Annotated in this window: 24 protein-coding genes; 11 read left to right on the top strand and 13 right to left on the bottom strand. The window is 70.0% G+C overall.

What is annotated here, in order from left to right; all coding sequences use genetic code 11:
* Window positions 1-8: 8 nt before the first annotated feature.
* Together ABZ896_RS36990 and ABZ896_RS36985 are read right to left on the bottom strand one after the other, a co-directional pair.
* On the bottom strand, window positions 9-782 hold the full coding sequence (locus ABZ896_RS36990; protein WP_360939004.1) for a DUF5995 family protein: 774 nt from the start codon (window positions 780-782) through the stop codon (window positions 9-11).
* Between the two features lie 53 nt (window positions 783-835).
* The gene (locus ABZ896_RS36985) at window positions 836-1,504 is read right to left on the bottom strand and encodes a DUF305 domain-containing protein (RefSeq protein WP_360939022.1); all 669 of its coding nucleotides are present in this window, start codon (window positions 1,502-1,504) and stop codon (window positions 836-838) included.
* A gap of 96 nt (window positions 1,505-1,600) precedes the next feature.
* Between ABZ896_RS36985 and ABZ896_RS36980 the strand changes: the two genes are divergently transcribed.
* Complete coding sequence (locus ABZ896_RS36980) at window positions 1,601-3,103, top strand: hypothetical protein (protein WP_360939002.1); 1,503 nt, start codon at window positions 1,601-1,603, stop codon at window positions 3,101-3,103.
* Here ABZ896_RS36980 and ABZ896_RS36975 read toward each other — a convergent pair.
* From ABZ896_RS36975 to ABZ896_RS36950, 6 genes are all read right to left on the bottom strand, one after another.
* A complete protein-coding gene (locus ABZ896_RS36975; RefSeq protein WP_360939000.1) occupies window positions 3,091-3,765 on the bottom strand; it encodes a helix-turn-helix domain-containing protein in 675 nt (224 codons plus the stop codon). The genes ABZ896_RS36980 and ABZ896_RS36975 overlap by 13 nt on opposite strands.
* Window positions 3,766-3,987: 222 nt before the next feature.
* Window positions 3,988-4,680 (bottom strand): HAD-IA family hydrolase, encoded by a 693-nt coding sequence (locus ABZ896_RS36970; protein ID WP_360938998.1) that lies wholly within the window; start codon window positions 4,678-4,680, stop codon window positions 3,988-3,990.
* Between the two features lie 10 nt (window positions 4,681-4,690).
* Window positions 4,691-5,209: a hypothetical protein gene (locus tag ABZ896_RS36965; RefSeq protein ID WP_360938996.1), complete on the bottom strand. Its 519-nt coding sequence runs from the start codon at window positions 5,207-5,209 to the stop codon at window positions 4,691-4,693.
* On the bottom strand, window positions 5,206-5,877 hold the full coding sequence (locus tag ABZ896_RS36960) for a phosphatase PAP2 family protein (RefSeq protein WP_360938994.1): 672 nt from the start codon (window positions 5,875-5,877) through the stop codon (window positions 5,206-5,208). Before ABZ896_RS36960 ends, ABZ896_RS36965 begins: the two co-directional genes overlap by 4 nt.
* A 187-nt stretch (window positions 5,878-6,064) precedes the next feature.
* Window positions 6,065-6,997: a M56 family metallopeptidase gene (locus tag ABZ896_RS36955; protein WP_360938992.1), complete on the bottom strand. Its 933-nt coding sequence runs from the start codon at window positions 6,995-6,997 to the stop codon at window positions 6,065-6,067.
* 101 nt (window positions 6,998-7,098) lie between these two features.
* The gene (locus ABZ896_RS36950; RefSeq protein ID WP_360938990.1) at window positions 7,099-7,629 is read right to left on the bottom strand and encodes a DUF5134 domain-containing protein; all 531 of its coding nucleotides are present in this window, start codon (window positions 7,627-7,629) and stop codon (window positions 7,099-7,101) included.
* A gap of 336 nt (window positions 7,630-7,965) precedes the next feature.
* Here ABZ896_RS36950 and ABZ896_RS36945 point away from each other — a divergent pair, with 336 nt between their 5' ends.
* The gene (locus ABZ896_RS36945) at window positions 7,966-10,548 is read left to right on the top strand and encodes a cellulosome protein (RefSeq protein WP_360938988.1); all 2,583 of its coding nucleotides are present in this window, start codon (window positions 7,966-7,968) and stop codon (window positions 10,546-10,548) included.
* A 2-nt stretch (window positions 10,549-10,550) separates the two neighbouring features.
* On the opposite strand, the gene ABZ896_RS36940 is transcribed toward ABZ896_RS36945, so the two are convergent.
* Both ABZ896_RS36940 and ABZ896_RS36935 read right to left on the bottom strand, forming a co-directional pair.
* Entirely contained in the window at window positions 10,551-11,315 is a 765-nt protein-coding gene (locus ABZ896_RS36940; RefSeq protein ID WP_360938986.1) for a VOC family protein, read from the bottom strand.
* A gap of 92 nt (window positions 11,316-11,407) precedes the next feature.
* A complete protein-coding gene (locus ABZ896_RS36935; protein ID WP_360938984.1) occupies window positions 11,408-11,800 on the bottom strand; it encodes a VOC family protein in 393 nt (130 codons plus the stop codon).
* An 82-nt stretch (window positions 11,801-11,882) separates the two neighbouring features.
* On the opposite strand from ABZ896_RS36935, the gene ABZ896_RS36930 reads away from it, so the two are divergent.
* A complete protein-coding gene (locus tag ABZ896_RS36930) occupies window positions 11,883-12,416 on the top strand; it encodes a GNAT family N-acetyltransferase (protein WP_360938982.1) in 534 nt (177 codons plus the stop codon).
* A 12-nt stretch (window positions 12,417-12,428) separates the two neighbouring features.
* Here the strand turns inward: ABZ896_RS36930 and ABZ896_RS36925 are convergent, their stop codons facing one another.
* On the bottom strand, window positions 12,429-13,112 hold the full coding sequence (locus ABZ896_RS36925) for a glycerophosphodiester phosphodiesterase family protein (protein ID WP_360938980.1): 684 nt from the start codon (window positions 13,110-13,112) through the stop codon (window positions 12,429-12,431).
* Window positions 13,113-13,383: 271 nt separating this feature from the next.
* Between ABZ896_RS36925 and ABZ896_RS36920 the strand changes: the two genes are divergently transcribed.
* The 4 genes from ABZ896_RS36920 (at window position 13,384) to ABZ896_RS36905 (ending at window position 17,320) form a co-directional block, all read left to right on the top strand.
* Entirely contained in the window at window positions 13,384-14,781 is a 1,398-nt protein-coding gene (locus tag ABZ896_RS36920) for a DUF6421 family protein (protein WP_360938978.1), read from the top strand.
* Between the two features lie 68 nt (window positions 14,782-14,849).
* Window positions 14,850-15,599, top strand: a complete 750-nt coding sequence (locus ABZ896_RS36915) for an SDR family oxidoreductase (protein WP_360938976.1) — start codon at window positions 14,850-14,852, stop codon at window positions 15,597-15,599.
* Complete coding sequence (locus ABZ896_RS36910) at window positions 15,596-16,669, top strand: low specificity L-threonine aldolase (RefSeq protein ID WP_360938974.1); 1,074 nt, start codon at window positions 15,596-15,598, stop codon at window positions 16,667-16,669. Before ABZ896_RS36915 ends, ABZ896_RS36910 begins: the two co-directional genes overlap by 4 nt.
* 78 nt (window positions 16,670-16,747) lie before the next feature.
* Complete coding sequence (locus ABZ896_RS36905; RefSeq protein WP_360938972.1) at window positions 16,748-17,320, top strand: transglutaminase domain-containing protein; 573 nt, start codon at window positions 16,748-16,750, stop codon at window positions 17,318-17,320.
* Between the two features lie 24 nt (window positions 17,321-17,344).
* Here the strand turns inward: ABZ896_RS36905 and ABZ896_RS36900 are convergent, their stop codons facing one another.
* Both ABZ896_RS36900 and ABZ896_RS36895 read right to left on the bottom strand, forming a co-directional pair.
* Window positions 17,345-18,073: a lysophospholipid acyltransferase family protein gene (locus ABZ896_RS36900; RefSeq protein WP_360938970.1), complete on the bottom strand. Its 729-nt coding sequence runs from the start codon at window positions 18,071-18,073 to the stop codon at window positions 17,345-17,347.
* A gap of 187 nt (window positions 18,074-18,260) precedes the next feature.
* Window positions 18,261-18,677, bottom strand: a complete 417-nt coding sequence (locus ABZ896_RS36895; protein WP_360938968.1) for a DUF4395 domain-containing protein — start codon at window positions 18,675-18,677, stop codon at window positions 18,261-18,263.
* A gap of 75 nt (window positions 18,678-18,752) precedes the next feature.
* On the opposite strand from ABZ896_RS36895, the gene ABZ896_RS36890 reads away from it, so the two are divergent.
* The 4 genes from ABZ896_RS36890 to ABZ896_RS36875 form a co-directional block, all read left to right on the top strand.
* Window positions 18,753-19,166 (top strand): thioredoxin family protein, encoded by a 414-nt coding sequence (locus ABZ896_RS36890; protein ID WP_360938966.1) that lies wholly within the window; start codon window positions 18,753-18,755, stop codon window positions 19,164-19,166.
* 205 nt (window positions 19,167-19,371) lie between these two features.
* Window positions 19,372-19,881, top strand: a complete 510-nt coding sequence (locus tag ABZ896_RS36885; protein WP_360938964.1) for a flavin reductase family protein — start codon at window positions 19,372-19,374, stop codon at window positions 19,879-19,881.
* 228 nt (window positions 19,882-20,109) lie between these two features.
* A complete protein-coding gene (locus ABZ896_RS36880) occupies window positions 20,110-20,898 on the top strand; it encodes an electron transfer flavoprotein subunit beta/FixA family protein (protein WP_360938962.1) in 789 nt (262 codons plus the stop codon).
* A 71-nt stretch (window positions 20,899-20,969) separates the two neighbouring features.
* The coding region (locus ABZ896_RS36875) for an electron transfer flavoprotein subunit alpha/FixB family protein (protein ID WP_360938960.1) at window positions 20,970-21,898 on the top strand (929 nt) is incomplete at its 3' end.

The raw sequence follows: 21,898 nt of genomic DNA, 5'->3' as shown, positions 1-21,898 counted from the left end.
GCGGAGGACTACCGGGCGGACGTGCGCGCCATGGCGTTGTCCAGGTGGGTGACGACGGTCGGCACGTCGTGGTTCTCCGTTCTCCGGATCAGCTCGAGCGCCGGTCGGACGAGGCCGTTCGGGCGCGCGATCAGCCGGGCGAGCACGGCGGCACGGACGTCGAGCCGGTCGATGGTGGCCGCGCGTTCGGTCTCGCTCTGCCCGGCCAGCAGGACCGCGTTGTACCAGGCCTCCGCACGGGACTGACGGACGCTGAAGTCGAGGATCCGCTCGTCGGCGCGGCCCCCGACCTTGTCCAGCAGCGACATCAGGGGCGACAGCGCGTCGACCGAGTCCTGCACGGCCAGCACCACCCGCGCGAGGATGTCGTTGATCAGCAGGAAGTCGCTGCGCAGCGACTGGATCTCCGCGCCCGGGCTGGTCCGCGCGGCGGCGACGGCCAGGTCGAGGTTGATGTGGGCGTTCACGCCGAGGACCAGGTGCTGGACGATGACGGTGTCGGAGTCGTCGAGGAGTCCGAACGTCTCGCGCCAGCACCGCGGTCCGCTCCCGTCGCGACGCCAGGCGTCGTACGCCTCGAAGTAGCGGTTGCCGAAGTGCGTGTCGAAACGGTCCATGCGGGCACCGTCCTCGAACCGCCCCTCGTGGATCGCGGTACGGATCTCCACCGTCACCTGGCGGTACAGCGCCGCGAAGTACCCGATCCGGTCACGGGCGCGGGTGGCGTCCCGCACGATCCCGGCAAGTCCGTCCACGACCTCGTCGATGTTCTGTGCCGCCATGCCCAACTCCCCACTGGTAGGCGCCGATCGGAGCCCCGTCCTACCACCGGGGGTCAGAGCATGTCCCGCATCCGGTTGATCTCACTGGTCTGCTGGGCGACCACGTCGTCCGCCATCTCCTCGATCCGGACGTTGTTGCCCTGGCCCTTCACCTCCGTCGCCATGGTGATCGCGCCCTGGTGGTGGGTCGTCATCAGCGTGAGGAAGAGCTGGTCGAACGCCTTTCCGCGGGCGGCGCGCAGGTTGTCGAGCTGAGTTTCGGTCGCCATACCCGGCATCGTCGCGTGGTCGTGGTCCTCGCTCTTCTCGGACTCGCCGTACTCCTTCAGCCAGGCCCGCATCGCGGCGATCTCCGGGCCCTGGGACGCCGAGATCCGCTCAGCGAGGGCCTTCACCTTCGCCGACTCGGCACGTTTCGGGGCCAGTTCGGTCATATCCAGGGCCTGGGTGTGGTGCTCGATCATCATGCGGGCGTAGGTCACGTCCGCGGAGTTGGGAGTGTCGTCGTCGGCGCGCTGCTCCTCGGCGTCCTCTGCGGACAGGGTGCGGTTCGCCTCGCCCGGCTTGCCCGGTACGAGGACCGAAGGGCCGGTCGCCGAGGCCGGCTTGGCGTCCGAGCCGGAGTCGCAGCCCCCCAGGGTGAGTGCCGCCACGGCGACCAGCGCGGCCGTCGCGACGGGCGCACGGCGCAATAGCACAACGGCGGCCCGAGAGCCCTTCATTACAGGTTCGTTGCCCTCTATTGATCTGTGCATGGTGAAGACGATACTTCGGGGGTGCGTGAAACGTTTCCACATGAAGGGCACAGGGAGAGAACAGTGATCCTGTTGAGAACCCCCCGAACCCGCCACAGACGACTGGGAGTCGTCGCCGCGGCCGCCGGTCTCCTGGCCGCGCTGCTGACCGCCGGTCCGGCCGTGGCGACCCCCGATCCGGGAGACAGGCCGGCCGCGAGCGAGGAGGTGTCGAAGAGCACCGAGGCCGAGGTGAGGGCGGCGATCGCCGACGGCGAGATACCCGGCCAGGACGAGATCGTCCACTCCGACAACATCGAGCACCTCGTCAACGTCCCCAAGGACGCGCTGCCCGGCACCAATTCGGACCTGGCCTTCCAGGGGAAGTACGCCTACTCCGGCAACTACGACGGCTTCCGTATCTTCGACATCAGCAACCCGAAGGCGCCGAAGACCGTCGCCCAGGTGCTCTGCCCGGGCTCGCAGAACGACATCTCCGTCTCCGGCAACCTGCTGTTCCTGTCCACCGACTCCTCGCGCAGCGACAGCAGTTGCAGCAGCACCACCCAGCCCGCGACCGAGAAGTCGTCGTGGGAGGGCATGAAGGTCTTCGACATCAGCGACAAGGCGAACCCCAGGTACGTCGCCGCCGTCGAGACCGCCTGCGGCTCGCACACCCACACGCTGGTGCCGGAGCGCAGGAACGTCTACATCTACGTCTCCTCGTACTCGCCGAGCGCCACCTACCCCGACTGCCAGCCCCCGCACGACGGCATCTCCGTCATCAAGGTGCCGCGCAACGCCCCCGAGAAGGCGGCGGTCGTGGGCTTCCCGGTGCTCTTCCCCGGTGAGGGCCCGGACGGCGGCGGCAACCCCGGAGCGCCCACCAACCCGGGTGTCTCCAAGACCACCGGCTGCCACGACATCACCGTGCTCCCCGAGAAGGACCTGGCGGCCGGTGCCTGCATGGGCGACGGCATCCTCTTCTCCATCAAGGACCCGGAGCACCCGAAGGTCATCGACCAGGTGCAGGACAACGTCAACTTCGCGTTCTGGCACTCGGCGACCTTCAACCAGAAGGCCAACAAGGTCGTGTTCACCGACGAGTTGGGCGGCGGCGGTGCGGCCACCTGCAACGCGGCGATCGGTCCGAACCGTGGTGCCGACGGCATCTACGACATCGTTGGCAAGGGCGACAAGCGCAAGCTGGTCTTCCGCAGCTACTTCAAGATTCCGCGGTACCAGGCGGACGTCGAGGTGTGCGTCGCCCACAACGGCTCGCTGATCCCGGTCAAGGGCCGCGACATCATGGTCCAGGCCTGGTACCAGGGCGGTGTCTCCGTCTGGGAGTTCACCGACTCCTCGAAGCCGAAGGAGATCGCCTACTTCGAGCGCGGCCCGGTGAACACCGAGCGGCTCACCACGGCGGGACCCTGGTCGGCGTACTACTACAACGGCTACATCTACTCGAACGACATCGCGAAGGGCTTCGACGTGCTGAAGCTCAGCGACCGGCGCACGGATCCGGCCAAGAAGGTCAGGCTGTCCGGGCTCAACGTGCAGACACAGCCGGACTACTTCGACTGATCCCCGGGCCCCAGGCCCGTCTCGAAGAACCGGGACAGATCGGAGTCGTACGTCCCGTCGGGTGCCTCGGTGCCCGGCGGGACGCCCTGGTCCCGGTCGAGGTGGTAGCGGGCGAACAGTTCGGCGCGCAGCATCGCGATCGGCATGGGGACGTTCGGCATCACCATCGCGTAGACGGCGCCCATGAGCTGGGAACGCAGCATCGGGTAGTCGGCGTCCACGTCCCGTGAACCGTGCCGTTCCACGGTGTCCCGCAGCAACTGGGCCAGCCGCTGCTGTTCCGGGCACTCCACGAAGCCGTAGGTGTCCAGCAGTCCGGCCATGTGCTGGCGCATCAGCACGGTCCGGTCGCGGGCCAGGCCCAGGACCGCGTCGATGGCCCGGGCCATCCGCTCTCGGCCGTCCTCGGTGCGCGGCTCGCGCTCCAGCGCCTCCTCCAGGGTGCGGTGCATGAGCCGGTGGACGGCGGACTGCACGAGCTGGCGCTTGCCGGGGAAGTAGTACGACACCAGGCCGCGCGCCGAGCCGGCCCGGTCCGCGATGTCGCCGAGGGTCGTGGCCTCGTAGCCGCGCTCGGAGACCAGTTCGAGTGCGGCCTGCAGGAGACGTTCCCGGGAACGGCGGCGCAACTCTTCATTGACCGAGGCGCTGCGCGGGGACATGCTGTAACTCCTGCGTTGACTGGCTATCAGCCAACTATACTCAGCGCGTTCGGATCGGACCTGGAAAGGGCCTGATCAGGGCTGCCGCCTGCTCTGGGCGACGCGGGGGATCGTCCAGGGTGGGCGAGCATACCGCCCCAGTGGTGTCCTCGGGCGACTTTCCAGCGGGGTGGGCGCCCTCTTTTCGGCCACCGATCTCGGGGCCTTTTCGGGCGCTCTCGGTCAGCCGACCAGGTCGAGGACCGGCAGCAGTCCGTGCGGTCGCCGCTCCACCGGCAGATGGTCCACGAAGTGCACCGCGCAGCCCAGCGCCGCGGCACCGCCGTCCGCGCGCCGGTCGTCGCCGACCATCAGGGTGTCGCCGGGTTCGACGCCGAGGGCGGTGCAGGCGGTCTTGAAGAGGCGGGGGTCCGGTTTCTGGATGCCGTGTTCGTACGACAGCACGTACGCGTCGATATAGGGGTCCAGCCCATGTGCGCGGAACACAGGGCGCAGATCCCAGCCGATGTTGCTGACCACACCCACGCGGATGCCGCGCTCGCGCAGGGTGCGCAGTACCTCGGTGGCGTCCTGGTACGGCAGCCAGGCGTCGGGGGACATGTGCCGGTCGTACAGCAGGTCGTGCAGGCGCGGTTCCGGGAGCGGGACCTGCCGGGACACGCCGGTGTACGCGGCCCGGTGCAGCTCGGCGCTCTCGTCCCGGATCTCCCACACGGCGGCGAGTTCACTCGGCAGCGGCATCCCGGGCGCGGCCCCACCGGGCAGCGCCCCCACCCGCTCCAGAGCCCGCGCCACCCGAACGACCTCGTCCTCCCCGACCACGACCTCGGCCTCGGCGAGCCCGCCCCGCAGCCACGACTCGGTGGACTCGATACGGAAGAGCGTCCCGGAGAAGTCGAACAACACGGCAGCCATACGGGTGATCTTACGGGCCCGCGTTCCAGGCCAGGGGAAGGTCGCTCCCGCAGAACACGCAGACGAAGTCTCCCTCCCGCACGATCGAACGCTCCCCGCATTCCTCGCACCGCCGGAACACCACCGCGTGCGTGAACCGGCCGGGATGTCCGACCCCGGCGAGCTCCAGGGCACGGGCGACCGCCTGCCACGAGTCCAGGTCGGGGCAGTACCCGGTGGACTGGTTGGAGACCTCGTGCACCGCCCACGGGCCTGTGGCGCGGCTGAAGCCCACCTCGCCCGCGGCCAGCACATCCCCGCCTCCCGCGCAGGACACGTGCTCGCTTCTGCGGGGCGCCAGCCGCAGCAGCCCGTCGAGGGCGACCACGAAGGTGAACGGCTCGGCCGATTCGGCAGGCCCGCGCTCGGAGAGCCAGGCGGTCAGGTCCGTGCTGTCGTGGATGGTCCGGCCCTCCGCACCCCGTCGTGCCGGTGAGCGGAGTTCGGGTGGACCCACATAGGTGTAGCGCCGCGCCGGGGCCCCGGTCACGGGCGGTAGCGCTGGTGGACGGCCACCGCCAGGGACACGAGCATCGCGCCCAGGAGCCAGCCGCCGAGGACGTCGGAGGGCCAGTGGACGCCGAGCCAGATGCGGGTGAGGCCTACGCCTACGACTGAGACGACGGAGATGGACAGGGCTGTGCGCCAGACCGCGCGGCCCGCGCCGCTGTGGTGGAGGAGCCACAGGAGGAGGCCGCAGACGACCGTCGCCGTGAGGGCGTGGCCCGACGGGTACGCCGCGAAGTGGGCGGAGTCGACCGGGTCGGGCCAGACGGGGCGTTCGCGGCCGACCGCGGCCTTGAGGACCTGCTGGACCAGTGTGCCCAGCGCACATGTGGCCGCCAGCCATACCGCCGTCCAGACAGCGTTGCGTCGCCACACCAGCCAGATCACCACGACCGCGCAGAGGATACGCATCGTCCAGGGGTCCCAGACCCAGTCCGTCAGGATCCGGAAGACATGCGTCCACCCCGGGTCGTCGACCGCCCAGCGGTGCGTGGTGTCGGCGATGTCCTGGTCGACGGCGATCAAGGGGTGCCACTCGATGGCGACCAGGACGAGCAGCAGCACTGAGCACAGCGCCAGGACACCGGTGACGCGAGCGGCGGTGCGGTGCGCCGGCGGGCGGGGCGGGGAGTCCACGGACGTGGGGTGCATACTGCGATCCTCGCCGACGGGTGGGGCGTGAGGCGAATCCCGGGTTACGGGCGGCCGTCTTCTGGGTGCGGGCAGCCTCTGTTGTGGGCCCATATGCGGCGCGGGAAGTTCCTGTCACCGGCCGACATGTGGCGCGAGCACCTCACTATCCGGGTCCCCATGTCGCCGCCCACTACTCCACCGCCGACTACCCCAGCGCCCGCAACCCCGGCACGAACACCAGCAGCACCGGCACCACCGGCACCAACGCGGCCGCCGCCGTCAGCCGCAGCCGCTTCGCCGGGGTGAAGCGGTCCGGTGGGGCCAGCAGACGGTGCACCCGCTGCGGTACATGGCCGTGCGGGGTGGAGGAGGGACCGAACACGCCCCGGTCCTCGTTGAGTTCGACCAGCGCGAGGGCCGTCGTGAGGCGGCCGAACCGCCGGGACGCCATGTCGTCGGCCGCCAGCTCCACCAGCCGGTGCATCTCGTCACGGAAGGCCGCGAACACCGGCACCTGCGGAAACCCGCCCGCCAGCGCGGCCGAGCAGTGCAGCAACCAGTCGTGCCGGGCCTGCGCGTGCCCCTCCTCGTGGGCGACCAGGGCGTCCAACTGCCTGCCCTTGAGCCGCCGCAGCGCGGCGGTCGTCACCACGAACCGAGGCGCCGCACCCGGCAGCCACCAGGCGTCCGGCCGCTCACCCTCCAGCACCACGAGCCGGCTCTCGGGCCCCTCGCCGGGCAACTGCGGGGCGCGGGCGAGGAGTTCGGCCCGGCGCGACCGGCGGCGCCTGCGTGCCCGTACGACCTCACGCACCAGCATCGCCCCGGTCCACACGCCACCGCAGGCGAGCGCGACCGCCGTCGCCGCGGCCCACGGACCCGCCGTGCCCAGCGTGTACGCGTCCACCACCGAACGCGGCGCCGGGGCGAACACATGACCGCGCACCGCCTGCCAGGCGACCGCCGCGCTCAGCGTCATCGACAGCACGCAGCACAGCAGTACCGCCGCCACCACGCACTGCCACCGCCACAGCGCGAGCACCGGTTCTCGGTCCGCCCAGTCGGCCCGGGCCAGCAGCCGGGGAGCGACGACGGCGGTCAGGGCGCCGAGCAGCAACAGTGCCGCGGGGAGCATCATGGGAGCACCCTACGAGCGCACCGACGCCCGGCGGTACGGTCCATGGGGCCGAAGTGACGCAGACAACGGATGCGTACGGCGTCTGGGGGCCGGCACCACCGTCACAGGGTCAGCAGCATGGCCACCATCGCGATGCCCATCGACAGCCGGCAGGCGCGCGCCACCTCGGGGCGGTCGCCCCACCCGACGGTTCCGCCCCCGGCGGTCATGGGGATCAGACGGGCGCCCGAGAGCAGGACGTACCCCGTGAAGTAGAGCAGCAACACCCCGGTCAGCAGCGGGACTCCGGAACCGCCGTGGTGTCCGGGGGTGGCGGCCATCACCACCGCCATGTAGACCATCGCCACGGCGCCCACGAGGTGGTGCAGATGGTGCGGGCTCGTGCGCGCCGTCCACAGGGCGCGCAGCGCGGCCGTGCCGAACACCGCCGCGTAGGCGGGCCAGGCCCACTGCGGTGGCGTGAACACCGCGGCCGGGACCGCCATCGCGGCCATGCCGAAGCCCATCAACGCCTCACCGCCCGCGGCTCTGCGCTGCTCCTCCACGGAGCTGCGCATCCGCAGCAGGCAGTACGCCCCGGTCGCCGTACACAGCGCCACCAGCAGCCAGCCGGGCGAAGCAGATCCGTGCACGCGCGCCTCCCCCCTCGACGGTCCGCCGATCGGTCAGAAGCTGCCCGGGCCGCGCGGCGCGCAATCGAGCGCAAGGGTGTACACGGGGAGCGTGCGGGGGAGCAGATCCGCTCACCTCGTAGGCGGTCAGCGGGTCTGACCACGGGCTCGCTCCATGGCCAGGGGCTGCCCCCCCGGCTCCGCTCGCGACGCCGGCCGCCCCCGCGTCCGACCCGCCCCCACCTGCGGTTTCGGAAGTTTCGGAAACTTCTCCCTGTTGACGTGGAACGCACCCGCTTCCTACGTTCGACCAGGCCGTTCGGATCATCGAGCGGCATACGGAATACCGGACGAAGGATGGATGCCGTGGCAGCTCAAGGCCCCGCCCCCGAGAAGCTCACCATCGACCTCGGCACCGAGACCGGCCCCTTCCACGGCGGGGCGAGCGGCACCCTCTACGGCCTCTACGGCGACGGCGTCCCGAGCCGCGTGGTGGTCGAGGGCATGTACCCGCGCACCGTGACCACCAAGGCGCAGGACGGCATCCAGCACCCCGGCGGCGACGCCCTGGAGATCCTGCCGTCCTTCGTCGCGGGCGGCGGCCGGGACGTCTACGTCTACATCCCCGACTTCTACCGCGGCTTCCCCTACGAATGGCCGGGCGCCGACGGCGAGGAGAAGCTCGCCGGACACCTGGACGTGATCCGCCGACAGGCCGAACAGGTGCTGACGCTGGGGGAGTTGAGATCGCACATCGTGTACGTGCCGTTCAACGAGCCCGAGGGCAACATGTTCGGCGACGGGGAGTTCAGCTACGACGGGGTCTCCTGGCACACCGAGCCCGGCCCCTACTTCGCGGCCTGGGAGGCGTCGTACCGCCTCATCAAGGACCTCGACCCCGGCGCGCGGATCGCCGGACCCAACACCTGCATCCTGTATCCGGAGGTCAGGGACTTCCTGGAGTTCGCCAAGGCGCGGGACGTGCTGCCGGACGTGGTCACCTGGCACGAGCTGTCCTCGCCCGACGAGGTGCGCACCAACATCGCCAAGTACCGGGAGCTGGAGCGCGAGTTGGGGATCGGCCCGCTGCCGGTCAACATCAACGAGTACGCGCACAATTACCACGTCTCCGTGCCGGGGCAGATCATCCAGTGGATCGCCGCGATCGAGGAGTCCAAGGTCGACGCCGACCTCGCGTACTGGAACATCGCCGGCAACCTCAACGACTCGGCGGTGGAGGCGAACAAGGCCAACGGGCAGTGGTGGCTGTTCAACGCCTACGGACAGCTGACCGGGAACACCGTCCGGGTCGTCGCCCCGCATCCGAACGAGCAGTACACCCTCCAGGGCGTGGCCGCGCTGGACCTGGGCAAACGGCAGGCGCGGGTGCTCTTCGGCGGCTCCGGGGGAGCGGCGGACATCGTCTTCGAAGGCGTGGACACCGACGTGTTCGGCGAGCGGGTCCATGTGAGGCTGTCCGAGATCCCCTGGACGGGGCAACTCGGGGCGAGCGAGCAGCCGTTGGGCCTCCTCGACGGTGAACTCCCCGTGGTGGACGGCCGGGTGGTGTTCTCCCTGACGGGTCTGGACGAGATGTCGGCCTACCAGGCGATCCTCTCGCCGGCCGGTGACGGGGCCTCCTTCCTGCCGCCCTCGGTGCGTTTCAGGCGGACGTACGAGGCCGAGGACGCCACCTACACCGGCGGCGGCTACTCGAAGAACGGGCCCGAAGGATCACCCTCCGCGGTCGACAAGTTCGCCACCTCGGGCGGCTATCACGTGGGCGGACTGCGCACCGGCTCCGACGGCGTGCTCGCCTTCGACGTCGAGGTCCCGGAGGACGGCACCTACGACATCCGGGTCTTCGCGGGCTCCCACAACCAGGCCGAACTGGTCCGCGAACAGGGCCCCACCAACGTCTTCCTGCGCGTGGACGGGGAGGACCCGCGCGAACTGCGGCTGCCGCTCGGCTACAAGTGGGCCGTGTGGGGCCACACCGACACCCGCGTCGAGCTGACCGCGGGCCCGCACCGGATCACCCTCGCCGCCCAGGACCCCGACCTCGGTGTCACGAAGGGCGACGCGGTCGTCGACAAACTCGACCTCGTGCTGCGCGGCGCGGACGAAACCGCCGTGTACGACGCCGAGTTCGCCGATCTCGGGGGCGGGGCCGTGGTCAGCCACGCCCACCGGGGAGCCTCCGGGCCGGGGGTCGCGGTGCTCCCGCGCGGTGGCACCGCCACGTTCTGGGTGCACGCCGCCGACGACGGCGAGGCCGCCGTGAGCGTGGACCTGCTCGGCCCGGGGGAGGGGCAACTCACCGTGAACGGCGAGGAGATCGGACCCGTCGCGCGCGGAACCGTCCCGCTCTTCCTGGCCGGAGGCGTCAACAAGGTGACAGTGACGGGGAGTTCGGACCGGCTGATCGTCGACCGGCTGCGCGTCGGCCCCTCGCGCGGGCTGCTGCCCACCGCGACGTACGCCGCCGAGGAGGGCATCGCCACCGGTGCGGCCAAGGTCGCCGGATATCCGTACGCGACCGGCGGGAAGGCCGTCGACGGTGTCGGAGCCGGGCCCGCCAACACGCTCACCCTGACCGTCACGGCGCACCGCGCCGGACGCCACGCCCTGACCGTCCGCTACTCCAACGGGGAGCAGGCGCCCTCCACCCACTACAACCCGGACCCGGTCTGCCGCCACGCCGACATCACGGTCAACGGCGAGGGCCCGCAGCGCGTCCTGTTCCCCACCACCTTCCACTTCAACAACTTCTGGAACCTCTCCGTCCCCGTCACCCTGCACGAGGGCCCCAACACACTCACCTTCACGGCGGACGAACTCCCGGACTTCGCCGGCGAGTCGAGGAACGAACACGGGCAGCGCTCGGCGTACGCGCCGGTCATCGACCAGGTGACGGTGACACCGCTCGCGCAGTCCTGACGTCAGCCCTCGTCGCCCGCCCGGTACACGCCGAAGACCGCGCCCTGGGGATCCCGCAGCACCGCGATGCGGGGTCCGCCGGGGACCGAGGTGGGCTCCATGAGGACGGTGCCGCCCGCCTCGGTCGCCGTGGCCGCGGTGGTGTCGACGTCCGTCACCGCGAAGTACGGCAGCCAGTGCGGCGGCACCTCGGGCGGGAACTTCTCGTCCATCCGCACCATCCCGCCGAAGTCCGCGCCGTCGATGCCCCACTGCGTGTAGTGCTCCGAGGCGTTGACGCTCCACCCGAAGAGCCCGGTGTAGAAGACCACGGCCCGCTCGGGGGCCCGGGTCAGCAGCTCAACCCAGCCCAGCGCGCCGGGCTCGTTGAGCAGGCCCGCGCCCGCGAAGGCCCGGGGCTGCCAGAGCTGGAAGGCCGCGCCCGCCGGGTCGACGACCACCGCGAAGCGGCCCACGTCGAAGATGTCCATGGGGCTGACCAGGACGGCCCCGCCCTCCGCCGTCACCTTCGCCACGGCGGCGTCCGCGTCCGTCACCGCGAACGACACGTTCCACGCGACCGGCTGCCCCTCCTGGTACAGCGGGCTGAGCGCGGCCACCGCCGCGTCCCCGAGGTGCGCGACCGTGTAACCGCCCGCCTCCTGACGCGGATCCGTCTGCGGACGCCAGCCGAACAGCTCCGTGTAGAACCGCTTGGCGGCCTCCAGGTCGTTCGTCCCCAGCTCGGTCCAGCAGGGCCCGCCGGTCACCGGCTTGTCGAGCTTCATGGCGTTCCTTCCGCAGAGGACCCCTTCCAGCACGCTAAGCTGCGCGCGGGGCCCCGGCCATCCGGACGCCTTCAGAAGCCGCGTACTGGGCCTCAGATCCCCGGCCGGTACCGGATCGGATGGTCCGCCGGCACCTCCACCAGCACGATCCGCGTCCCGTCCGGGTCGGCGATCCACATCTCGATGAGCCCCCAGGGCTCCTTCACCGGCGGCCGGACGATCTCGACGCTCTTAGCCCGCAGCTCTTCATGTGCGGCAGCCACATCCGCCACCTGCATCCACAGCTGCATCGCGGGCGACGGCGCCGTCTCCGAGCGTCCGGCGACCTCCAGGAAGCCGCCGCCGAGGAAATAGACGGTGCCCCGCTCCGGCCCGGTGCCGAACTCGCGGTAGACGGCGAGGCCCAGCTGATCGCCGTAGAAGTGACGGGACTGCTCCGGATTGCTGGGGCGCAGGAGAACGCGGCTGCTCAGTACGTGCACCATGCGAGCGAGCCTAGTGGGGGCGCTACGCTCGTCCGTGCCCGATCAGGGCCCGAGCCGTGCCCGAGAAGTGGAGACGCCCCCCATGGAGACCGCCGGACTCACCTTCCGTGACGCCACCGACGCCGACGTGGACACCATCGTCGCGCTGGTCGAGTCGGCGTACCGCGGGGACAGCAGCAGGGTCGGGTGGACCACCGAGGCGGACATCCTGGAAGGGCAGCGCACGGACCCCGAGGGCGTGCGCGAGATCGTCAAGTCGCCCGACAGCAGGCTGCTCACGGTGGAGCGGAACGGTGAGGTCGTCGCCTGCTGCCAGCTCGAACACCGGGGCGCCTACGCCTACTTCGGGATGTTCGCGGTCAGTCCGGCCCTCCAGGGCGGCGGACTCGGCAAGGTGATCATCGCCGAGGCGGAGCGGGCCGTACGCGAGAGCTGGGGCGTCACCGAGATGCACATGACCGTGATCTCCGTACGCGAGGAGCTCATCGCCTGGTACGAGCGGCGCGGCTACCGCCGTACGGGAAAGACCACGCCCTTCCCGTACGGCGACGAGCGGTTCGGTGTTCCGCAGCGCGCGGGGCTGGAGTTCGAGCTGTTGATCAAGCCCCTGGTGTGACGTTCCCTCGGTTCACGCCGTGAAGCGGCCGGTGCGCTTGATCTCCGGGTAGTCGGTCGTCGCGCCGTCCAGCTCCAGGGCCCGCACCAGCCTGAGCTGGTCCTGGGTGTTCACCACCCAGCCGATGATCTTCAGGTCGGCCTTGCGGGCCGCCTCCACCACCTCCAGGGTGATCCGCCGGATGTTGAGGCAGACGGTCCCGGCACCGGCCTCGACGGCACGCTCGACGATGTCCGGGCCGAACCGGCTGCCGATCAGCGCGGTCCGTACGCCCGGAACGAGCCGGCCGATCTCGGCGATCGCCTCGTCGTGGAACGAGGACACCTCGACCCGGGAGACGAGATCGCGCCGGAGCATGACCTCGGCCAGCGCCCGGGCCGCCGCGAGGTCCTTGATCTCGGCCTGGAGCGGGGAGCGCACCGCGTCGAGGACCTCCTCGAACTCCGGGACGCGTTCGCCGCGGCCCGCGTCCAGGGCGCGCAGTTCGGCGAGGGTCTTGTCGGCGATCAGGCCTGTTCCGTCGGTCGTGCGGTCCACTTCGGTGTCGTGCATGACGACGAGGGCGCCGTCCTTGCTCAGATGCAGATCCAGTTCGATGACGTCGAGGCCGGCCTGCTGGGCGGCGACGAAGGAACGGAGGGTGTTCTCGGGTTCGACACCCATGATTCCGCGGTGACCGATGGTAAGGAAGTTCAAAGTCAACTCGCTTCCGTCGACGGCGGCTCGGTGCAGAGCCGCAGCCTAACGGCTACGCCGTGTGATGGACCCGTACGTACACGAGGGATCGCAGTGACGCGCGGGGCGGACGCCTCTCTCTACCCGGAATCGCGGTGTTCATGGCACCCGGCGGGAAAAAGTTCGGTGAGTATTGGGTTGCGCAGGATAACTTCCCGAGGTCGCTCTTGCTGGACGGAAGCTCGTATGTATACGGTCTCCTTACGCGAGGTTCTCCCGTGAAGGATGGGACATGACGGAAATTCTTGTGCAGGTGGGTTCGGAGGAGCAGGTTCCTCCCGTGGTCAGGGTGGTGGAACACCCGGCCTGGCCCGTGCTCAAGGGTGCCGTGGAGCGGATCCGGCCATGGCAGTCCAAGGACGGGTCGATCGACTTCGGAGCCGAGGGTGCCCCGTCCCGCGCGGACGCCGAGAGCGTCGTACGGCAGGTCGTCGAAGCCGTCGAGCGGCTGACTCCCCTTCTGCCCCACGACGCCGACTACCACACCGCTCTCGCGAAGGATCTCCGGCGCTGGGCCGAGGGCGGCTTCGAGGTGCCCGACTTCCTGGACTCGCTGCTGGCCTTCCAGCCCGCCGCGAACCGCGCGGACGGCCTCCAGCACCTGGTCGTCTTCCCGATGTACACGCAGAACGGCAACCCCGACCGCAACCTGGAGGCGGTCGTGCTGCGCATGGTCTGGCCGGACTGGCTGGCCGAACTGGAGCGCACCCGCTACGACAACCCGTTGTTCTGCGGCATCAAGTTCGAGGACTTCACGGCCGGTTACGACACCAACTCCGCCGTGCTCTTCCCGGAGACCATCGCCGTGCGCGAGGCGCCGGAACGCTTCTCCTGGGGCGGGATCTTCTGTGACCGCGAGGCCGCCCGCTTCCGCCGGGTCACCGAGGCCGCCGTCGGCATCCTGGGCGTCGAGTTGCCCGAGGACGTCGCCGCGATGGTCCACGACCAGACCCGCTGCGAGGAGGCCTTCGTGCTGTGGGACATGGTCCACGACCGCACCCACAGCCACGGCGACCTGCCCTTCGACCCGTTCATGATCAAGCAGCGCCAGCCGTTCTGGATGTACGGCCTCGAAGAGCTGCGCTGCGACCTCACTGCCTTCAAGGAGGCCGTGAAGCTCCAGGCCGACGGCGTCCCGCAGGCCCGTGACGTGCAGTACGCGGTCCTCTTCGACCGCATGTTCCGCTTCCCGGTCACCGGCGAGCGGGTGCGCAACTACGACGGTCTCGGCGGCCAGCTCCTCTTCGCCTACCTGCACCAGCACGACGTCGTCCGCTGGACCGACAACAAGCTGCACATCGACTGGCAGCGCGCCCCGCAGGTCACCAACCAGCTCTGCGCCGAGATCGAGGACCTCTACCGGGCCGGCATCGACCGCCCGAAGCTGGTCCACTGGTTCGCCGCGTACGACCTGGTCGCGCGCTATCTCGCCCCGCACCCCGGCTCCAAGTGGGCCAAGGGCCCCGACGCCCTCGACCTGAGCCAGCCGCCGCGAAAGCTCGTGGATGACGTGCTTCCGGACGAGTTTCCCCTGAGCATGTTCTATGAAGCCCTCTCCAAGAAGCTCAAGAGCGTGATCGCCGCGACCCGCGGTATCACGGCCGAGAGCCCCGAGCGGGCCGCCGCGTGAGCGATCGCGGCACCGGGCACACGGCACAGGCACAGGCCGCTTCGGTGGCTGCTCAGGAGGCGAAGAACATGGCGGGGAACGGAGCTCTCAGCGGTGCGGTGATCGCGGTGGCCGGCGCGGGCGGTCCCGCGGGCCGGGCGGCACTGGTCAGGCTGGCCGAGGCGGGCGCGACCGTCGTCGGCGCGGACAACGACCCCGAGCGGCTCGCCGAGGCCGTGGACGCGGCCCGCTACGCCTCGGGCGGCGCGACCGTCACCGGCGAGCCCGTCGACCTCCTCGACCTGGACTCCACCCGCGACTGGGCCGGCCGGATCGAGAAGGACTTCGGCCGCGTCGACGGTCTGGTCCACCTCGTCGGCGGCTGGCGCGGCAGCGAGACCTTCATCAAGTCAAGCCTCGACGACTGGGACTTCCTGGAACTGCTGCTCGTCCGTACCGTGCAGCACACCTCGCTCGCCTTCTACGAGGGCCTGCAGCGCAGCGAGCGCGGACGGTACGTCCTGATCAGCGCCGCCGGTGCCACCAAGCCGACCGCGGGCAACGCCTCGTACGCCGCCGCCAAGGCAGCCGCCGAGGCGTGGACGCTCGCCCTCGCCGACGCCTTCCGCAAGGCCGGGGGCGGCGACGGGCCGCGGGCCGCGGCTGCGATCCTGGTGGTGAAGGCGCTGGTCCACGACGCCATGCGCGCCGAGCGGCCCAACGCGAAGTTCGCGGGCTTCACCGACGTGAAGGAGCTGGCCGAGGCCATCGCCGACGTCTGGAGCAAGCCCGCCGCCGAAGTGAACGGACACCGTCTGTGGCTGACCGAGAAGCCGTGAACCCGACCGCTTTCACGCAGGCCCGCCGCCATCACGACCCCGAGGTCCGCGGCTTCGCCAGCGACAACTACGCCGGGGTCCACCCGGAGGTGCTCGCCGCGCTGGCCCTGGCCAACGGCGGGCACCAGGTCGCGTACGGCGAGGACGACTACACCGAGAACCTCCAGGGGATCATCCGCAGCCACTTCGGCGCTACGGCCGAGGCGTTCCCGGTCTTCAACGGCACCGGCGCCAACGTCGTCGCACTTCAAGCGATCACCGACCGGTGGGGCGCGGTGATCTGCGCCGAGAGCGCGCACATCAACGTCGACGAGGGCGGGGCGCCGGAGCGGATGGGCGGCCTGAAGCTGCTCACCGTGCCGACACCGGACGGCAAGCTCACGCCCGAGCTGATCGACCGGCAGGCGTACGGCTGGGACGACGAGCACCGCGCGATGCCGCAGGCCGTCTCGATCACCCAGAGCACCGAACTCGGCACGCTGTACACACCCGACGAGATCCGCGCGATCTGCGAGCACGCACACGCGCGGGGCATGAAGGTCCACCTGGACGGCTCCCGGATAGCCAACGCGGCCGCCTCCCTCGACGTCCCGATGCGGACGTTCACCAACGCGGTCGGCGTCGACATCCTCTCCCTGGGCGGGACGAAGAACGGCGCGCTGTTCGGCGAGGCGGTCGTGGTGATCAACCAGGACGCGGTCTCCCACATGAAGCACCTGCGCAAGCTGTCGATGCAGCTCGCCTCCAAGATGCGGTTCGTGTCAGTGCAGTTGGAGGCACTTCTCGCCAAGGACCTGTGGCTGCGCAACGCCCGCCACTCCAACGAGATGGCCCAGCGCCTGGCCGAGGGCGTCCGCGCCGTCCACGGCGTCGAGATCCTCCACCCGGTCCAGGCGAACGGCGTTTTCGCCCGGCTCCCGCACGACGTGAGCGAGCGCCTCCAGAAGCGCTTCCGCTTCTACTTCTGGGACGAGGCCGCGGGTGACGTCCGCTGGATGTGCGCCTTCGACACCACCGAGGAGGACGTGGACGCGTTCGTGGGGGCGCTCAAGGAGGAGATGGCGCGCTAGGTTCTGATTCTGCATAGGTATGCAGGTGGCCGCAAAAACATTGACGACTGGGTGATCGTCTTCCTATGCTCTGCGGGCATGGAGCTGATCCAGAACACCCCTGACCTGTCCGCCTACTTGGTCGCGGACGAGGTGATCGACCATGAGCACCCGACCGTCCGTGAGGTGGCCGCGCGCCTCGCCAGGGAGGCGGAGGACTCGTATGCCTATGCGCGGCTGGCCTTCGAGTTCGTGCGCGACGCCATCCCGCACTCGCAGGACTCCGGCGATCTCCGTGTCACCTGGCGGGCGTCGGACGTCCTGGAACAGCGCACCGGCATCTGCTACGCCAAGGCCCATGCCCTGGCGGCCCTGTTGCGCGCCGAGGACATCCCGACCGCCCTCTGCTACCAGCAGTTCGACGTGGTCCACGGCCTGATCGCGGTCCGCTTCAACGGCGCCTGGCACCGCCAGGACCCCCGCGGCAACAAGCCGGGCGTGAACGCGCAGTTCTCTCTGGACGGCGAACAGCTGGCCTTCGTACCGGACATCGAGGCGGGGGAAAGGGACTGCCCGGAGCTGTACGCCGAGCCGCATCCGGCGGTACTGGGCGTACTGAAAGCCGCGGTGGACCGACCCCATCTGTGGGAGACGCTCCCCAGGACACTCTGAGGAGGCGCCAAGCGGTCCCCGCAACTACCGCGCTTCGGTCTCCCGGACCTCTTCCGGGGTCGGTGCCGTGCCGCCCAGGTGTGCCGGCATCCACCATGTGTCGTCCGGGCCCTTCGGGCGTACCGGGTACGCCCGCTGTGCCGCCTCCAGCAGCTCGTTGACCCGCTCCCGCACCTGGCGTGTGATCGCCCCGGCGTACTTGTCGCGGGACGCCTCGATCGCCTCGCCGACGCGGATCGTGATCGGGGTGTGGCTGCGCTTGAAGTTGCGCGGGTGGCCCTTGGTCCACAGGCGTTGTGTGCCCCACACGGCCATCGGGATGATCGGGACGCCGGCCTCCTGGGCCAGCCGCGCCGCACCCGACTTGAAGGTCTTGAGGGTGAACGACTGCGAGATCGTCGCCTCGGGGAAGACACCGACGATCTCGCCCGACCGCAGGGAGTCCAGGGCGTGGGCGTAGGCCGCGTCGCCCTGCTTGCGGTCGACCGGGATGTGCTTCATCCCGCGCATGAGGGGACCGGAGACCTTGTGCCGGAAGACCGACTCCTTCGCCATGAAACGGACCAGGCGCTTCTGCGGAAGCGCCGCCAGACCGTTGAAGACGAAGTCCAGGTAGCTGATGTGGTTGCTGACGAGGACCGCACCGCCCGAGCGTGGGATGTTCTCCGAACCCTTGCAGTCGATCTTGAGGTCCCACGCCTTGAACAAGGCCTGGGCGAATCCGACGACGGGGCGGTAGACAAGCTCTGCCATGGGCGGGGTGAGCCCTTCCTCGCTCAGCCTGGGAAGGGAGCTCCCGGCGGAAGTTACGGAGCCGTAGGTTTACGGCATCTCGCAGATCGTGCCCGAAGAACGGGCGGGGAGCCAGTCCTCGTGCCCGCCCGCTGCGAGATTCTCGTCACGTCCGCCCGGTGATCCACCTCGGGCTTTTAAGGCGGCTTTACTCCGCGCGGACCGTCACCCGCCGCACCAGCAGATACATCTCGCAGCCCAGGCAGTACCCGAACGCGGCGTTCAGGAAAGCCGCCGCGAGCGCGGCCCCGGTGGCCAGCAGCCCGAGCCACTCCGGGCCCACGCCGTAGCCGACGAGCCCCACGACCGCGAAGACGAGCCCCACCGCCTGGGCGAACCGCGGCGGCTCGGGTGCCTCGAACTCGGTGGGCGCTCCGATCCGGGGCCGTACGGCCTTGCGGAACAGCCAGCCGTACGGCGACTTGGCCACCCCGCCCGCCGCGCCCAGCGCGAACGCCAGCGTCTGCCAGGCGAGGAGCCAGAAGCTTCCGGTGATCAGCACGACCGCCAGTACGACGGTCGTCACGGCGGCCCCGAAACGCGGCCCCCTCACATCGATGTCCATGAATCAAGCATTCCGTACGGCAAAAGATTCGGGGAGCCGGGAATCTTTGCAGTCGTGTGAACGCTTGAGCAGGTCATGACCGGTCTTGTGGTGTGCGTGGTGGTGCTCGCGGCGGCGAGCGCCTTCGGAGTGCTGCACCAGCGGCGGAACGGGAGGGTACGCGTGCGTGGGCGCGACGACGGAAAGCTGCTCGGCGCGGCCGAGTTGGGTGAGGGACTGGGGGAGCGCGCGACACTCGTGCAGTTCTCCAGCGCGTTCTGCGCCCCCTGCCGGGCGACCCGGCGGGTGCTCGGCGAGGTCGCCGGGATGGTCCCGGGCGTGGCCCATGTCGAGATCGACGCCGAGGACAACCTCGCCCTCGTCCGCCGGCTCGACATCCTCAAGACCCCGACCGTGCTGGTCCTCGACGCCGACGGCCGGGTCGTGCGGCGGGCCACCGGTCTGCCGCGCAAGGCGGACGTCATAGCGGCCATCGGGGAGGCGGTTTGACGCCGTTCAAACCCTCGGTGAGGCATCTCCCATATGCCGGAACGTACTTGACTGTGCGCGCCACCTATCGTCAGCCTGACCGTATGCCTTCGGAACTCCTTCTTGTCGGGCGGGTCCATGTGGACCTCGCGCGTACCGCGAGCGCGCGCTGTCCGGGCTTTTGAGCAGCCACGGACCTCGCCACTCCTCGCAGAAGGACCCCCGTATGACGGCCACTCCGGACCTCGCCACTCCTCAGCTCGCCTCTCCCGACCTGCTGCGCTCCGTCTTCCGGCGGCACGCGGCGGGCGTCGCCGTGATCACCGCCCGTGGTGCCTCGGGCCCGGTCGGCTTCACCGCGACCTCGCTCAGCTCGGTCTCCGCCGAGCCGCCACTGCTCTCCTTCGGCATCAGCACCACCGCCTCCAGCTGGCCCGCGATCTCCGAGGCCGACCATGTCGGTGTCCACATACTCGGTGAGCACCAGGAGGGCCTGGCCGCCACCTTCGCCCGCAGCGGCGCCGACCGCTTCGGCGCGCCCACCGCGTGGCGCGAGGGCCCCGAAGGCGTGCCCGTCCTCGACGACGTCCTGGCCTGGATGGTGTGCAAGGTCCACGCGCGCGTGCCCGCGGGCGACCACCGCATCGTGGTGGCCGAGGTCCGGCTCGGTGACCCGGAGGGCCCCGGCCGCCCGCTCCTCTACCACCAGGGCCGCTTCAACGGTCTGCGCGACTGATCGGATCAGCGGCTGGTCCTCTGTTGTGCGCGCCCGTCGAGTTCCGATTACGCTGCGTTGCAAAGGTCACAGTTCAAAGCGCTTGCTTAGCGGGCATGAACTGGGTGTACTGGCGAGTAATATTTCGGTCGGAGCGCGGGTCGCCCCGAACCGGGAACGGCCGCTTCAGGCGCCTATGCTGCCTGGAAGTAGGCAGCCGAGAACTGACGATGCAGTAGGAGAGCCGGCGTGAGCTTGAGGATCGTTGTCACTGTGAAGTACGTGCCTGACGCCACTGGCGACCGGCACTTCGCCGATGACCTGACCGTCGACCGGGACGACGTGGACGGTCTGCTCTCCGAGCTCGACGAGTACGCGGTCGAGCAGGCGCTGCAGATCTCGGAGAACTCCGACGACGACGTCGAGGTCACCGTTCTGACCGTGGGCCCCGAGGACGCCAAGGACGCGCTGCGCAAGGCGCTCTCCATGGGCGCCGACAAGGCGATCCACGTCGAGGACGACGACCTGCACGGCACCGACGCCATTGGCACCTCCCTGGTGTTGGCCAAGGCGATCGAGAAGGCCGGCTACGACCTGGTGGTCTCCGGCATGGCCTCCACCGACGGCACCGCCGGTATCGTCCCGGCCCTGCTGGCCGAGCGCCTGGGCGTCCCGCAGGTCACCCTGCTCTCCGAGGTCTCCGTCGAGGACGGCACCGTCAAGGGCCGCCGTGACGGCGACGCCGCCTCGGAGCAGCTGGAGGCCTCCCTGCCGGCCGTCGTGTCGGTCACCGACCAGTCCGGCGAGGCGCGTTACCCCTCCTTCAAGGGCATCATGGCGGCGAAGAAGAAGCCGGTGGAGTCCTGGGACCTGTCCGACCTGGACATCGAGTCCGACGAGGTCGGCCTCGAGGGCGCCTGGACCGCCGTGAACGACGCCGCGGCGCGTCCGGCCCGTACCGCGGGCACGATCGTCAAGGACGAGGGCGAGGGCGGCAAGCAGCTCGCCGAGTTCCTCGCGAGCCAGAAGTTCATCTAAGGGTTCTGGCCCGCTGAGGCTCAACCCCCTTACCGCCCCTCAGACTTCGCAATTCGCAGGAGAGCATTCCCATGGCTGAAGTTCTCGTCTACGTCGACCACGTGGACGGCGCCGTCCGCAAGCCCACCCTGGAGCTGCTGACCCTGGCCCGCCGCATCGGCGAGCCGGTCGCCGTCGCGCTCGGTGCTGGTGCCGCCGACACCACCGCCGCGCTCGCCGAGCACGGCGCCGTCAAGGTCCTCACCCACGACGCCTCCGAGTACGCCGACTACCTGGTCGTCCCGAAGGTCGACGCCCTCCAGGCCGCAGTTGAAGCCGTCTCCCCGGCCGCCGTCCTGGTCCCCTCCTCCGCCGAGGGCAAGGAGATCGCCGCCCGTCTGGCGCTGCGCATCGGCTCCGGCATCATCACCGACGCCGTCGACCTGGAGGCCGGCGACGAGGGTCCGGTGGCCACCCAGTCGGTGTTCGCAGCCTCCTTCACCACCAAGTCCCGTGTCTCCAAGGGCACCCCGGTCATCACGGTCAAGCCCAACTCCGCCGCGGTCGAGGCCGCCCCGGCCGCCGGCTCCGTCGAGGCCCTGAGCGTCTCCTTCTCCGCGCAGGCGACCGGCACCAAGGTGACCGGCCGTACCCCGCGCGAGTCGACCGGGCGTCCGGAGCTGACCGAGGCCGCGATCGTGGTCTCCGGCGGCCGTGGCGTCAACGGCTCCGAGAACTTCGCGATCATCGAGGCCCTCGCCGACTCCCTCGGCGCGGCCGTGGGCGCCTCGCGTGCCGCGGTGGACGCGGGCTGGTACCCGCACACCAACCAGGTCGGCCAGACCGGCAAGTCCGTTTCGCCGCAGCTCTACATCGCCAACGGCATCTCCGGCGCCATCCAGCACCGCGCCGGCATGCAGACCTCCAAGACGATCGTCGCCGTCAACAAGGACGCCGAGGCCCCGATCTTCGACCTCGTCGACTACGGCGTCGTCGGCGACCTCTTCGACGTCGTCCCCCA

Source organism: Streptomyces sp. NPDC047072, from assembly GCF_040643855.1.
Taxonomy (GTDB): domain Bacteria; phylum Actinomycetota; class Actinomycetes; order Streptomycetales; family Streptomycetaceae; genus Streptomyces.
This window is presented reverse-complemented; position numbering and strand designations above follow the sequence as displayed.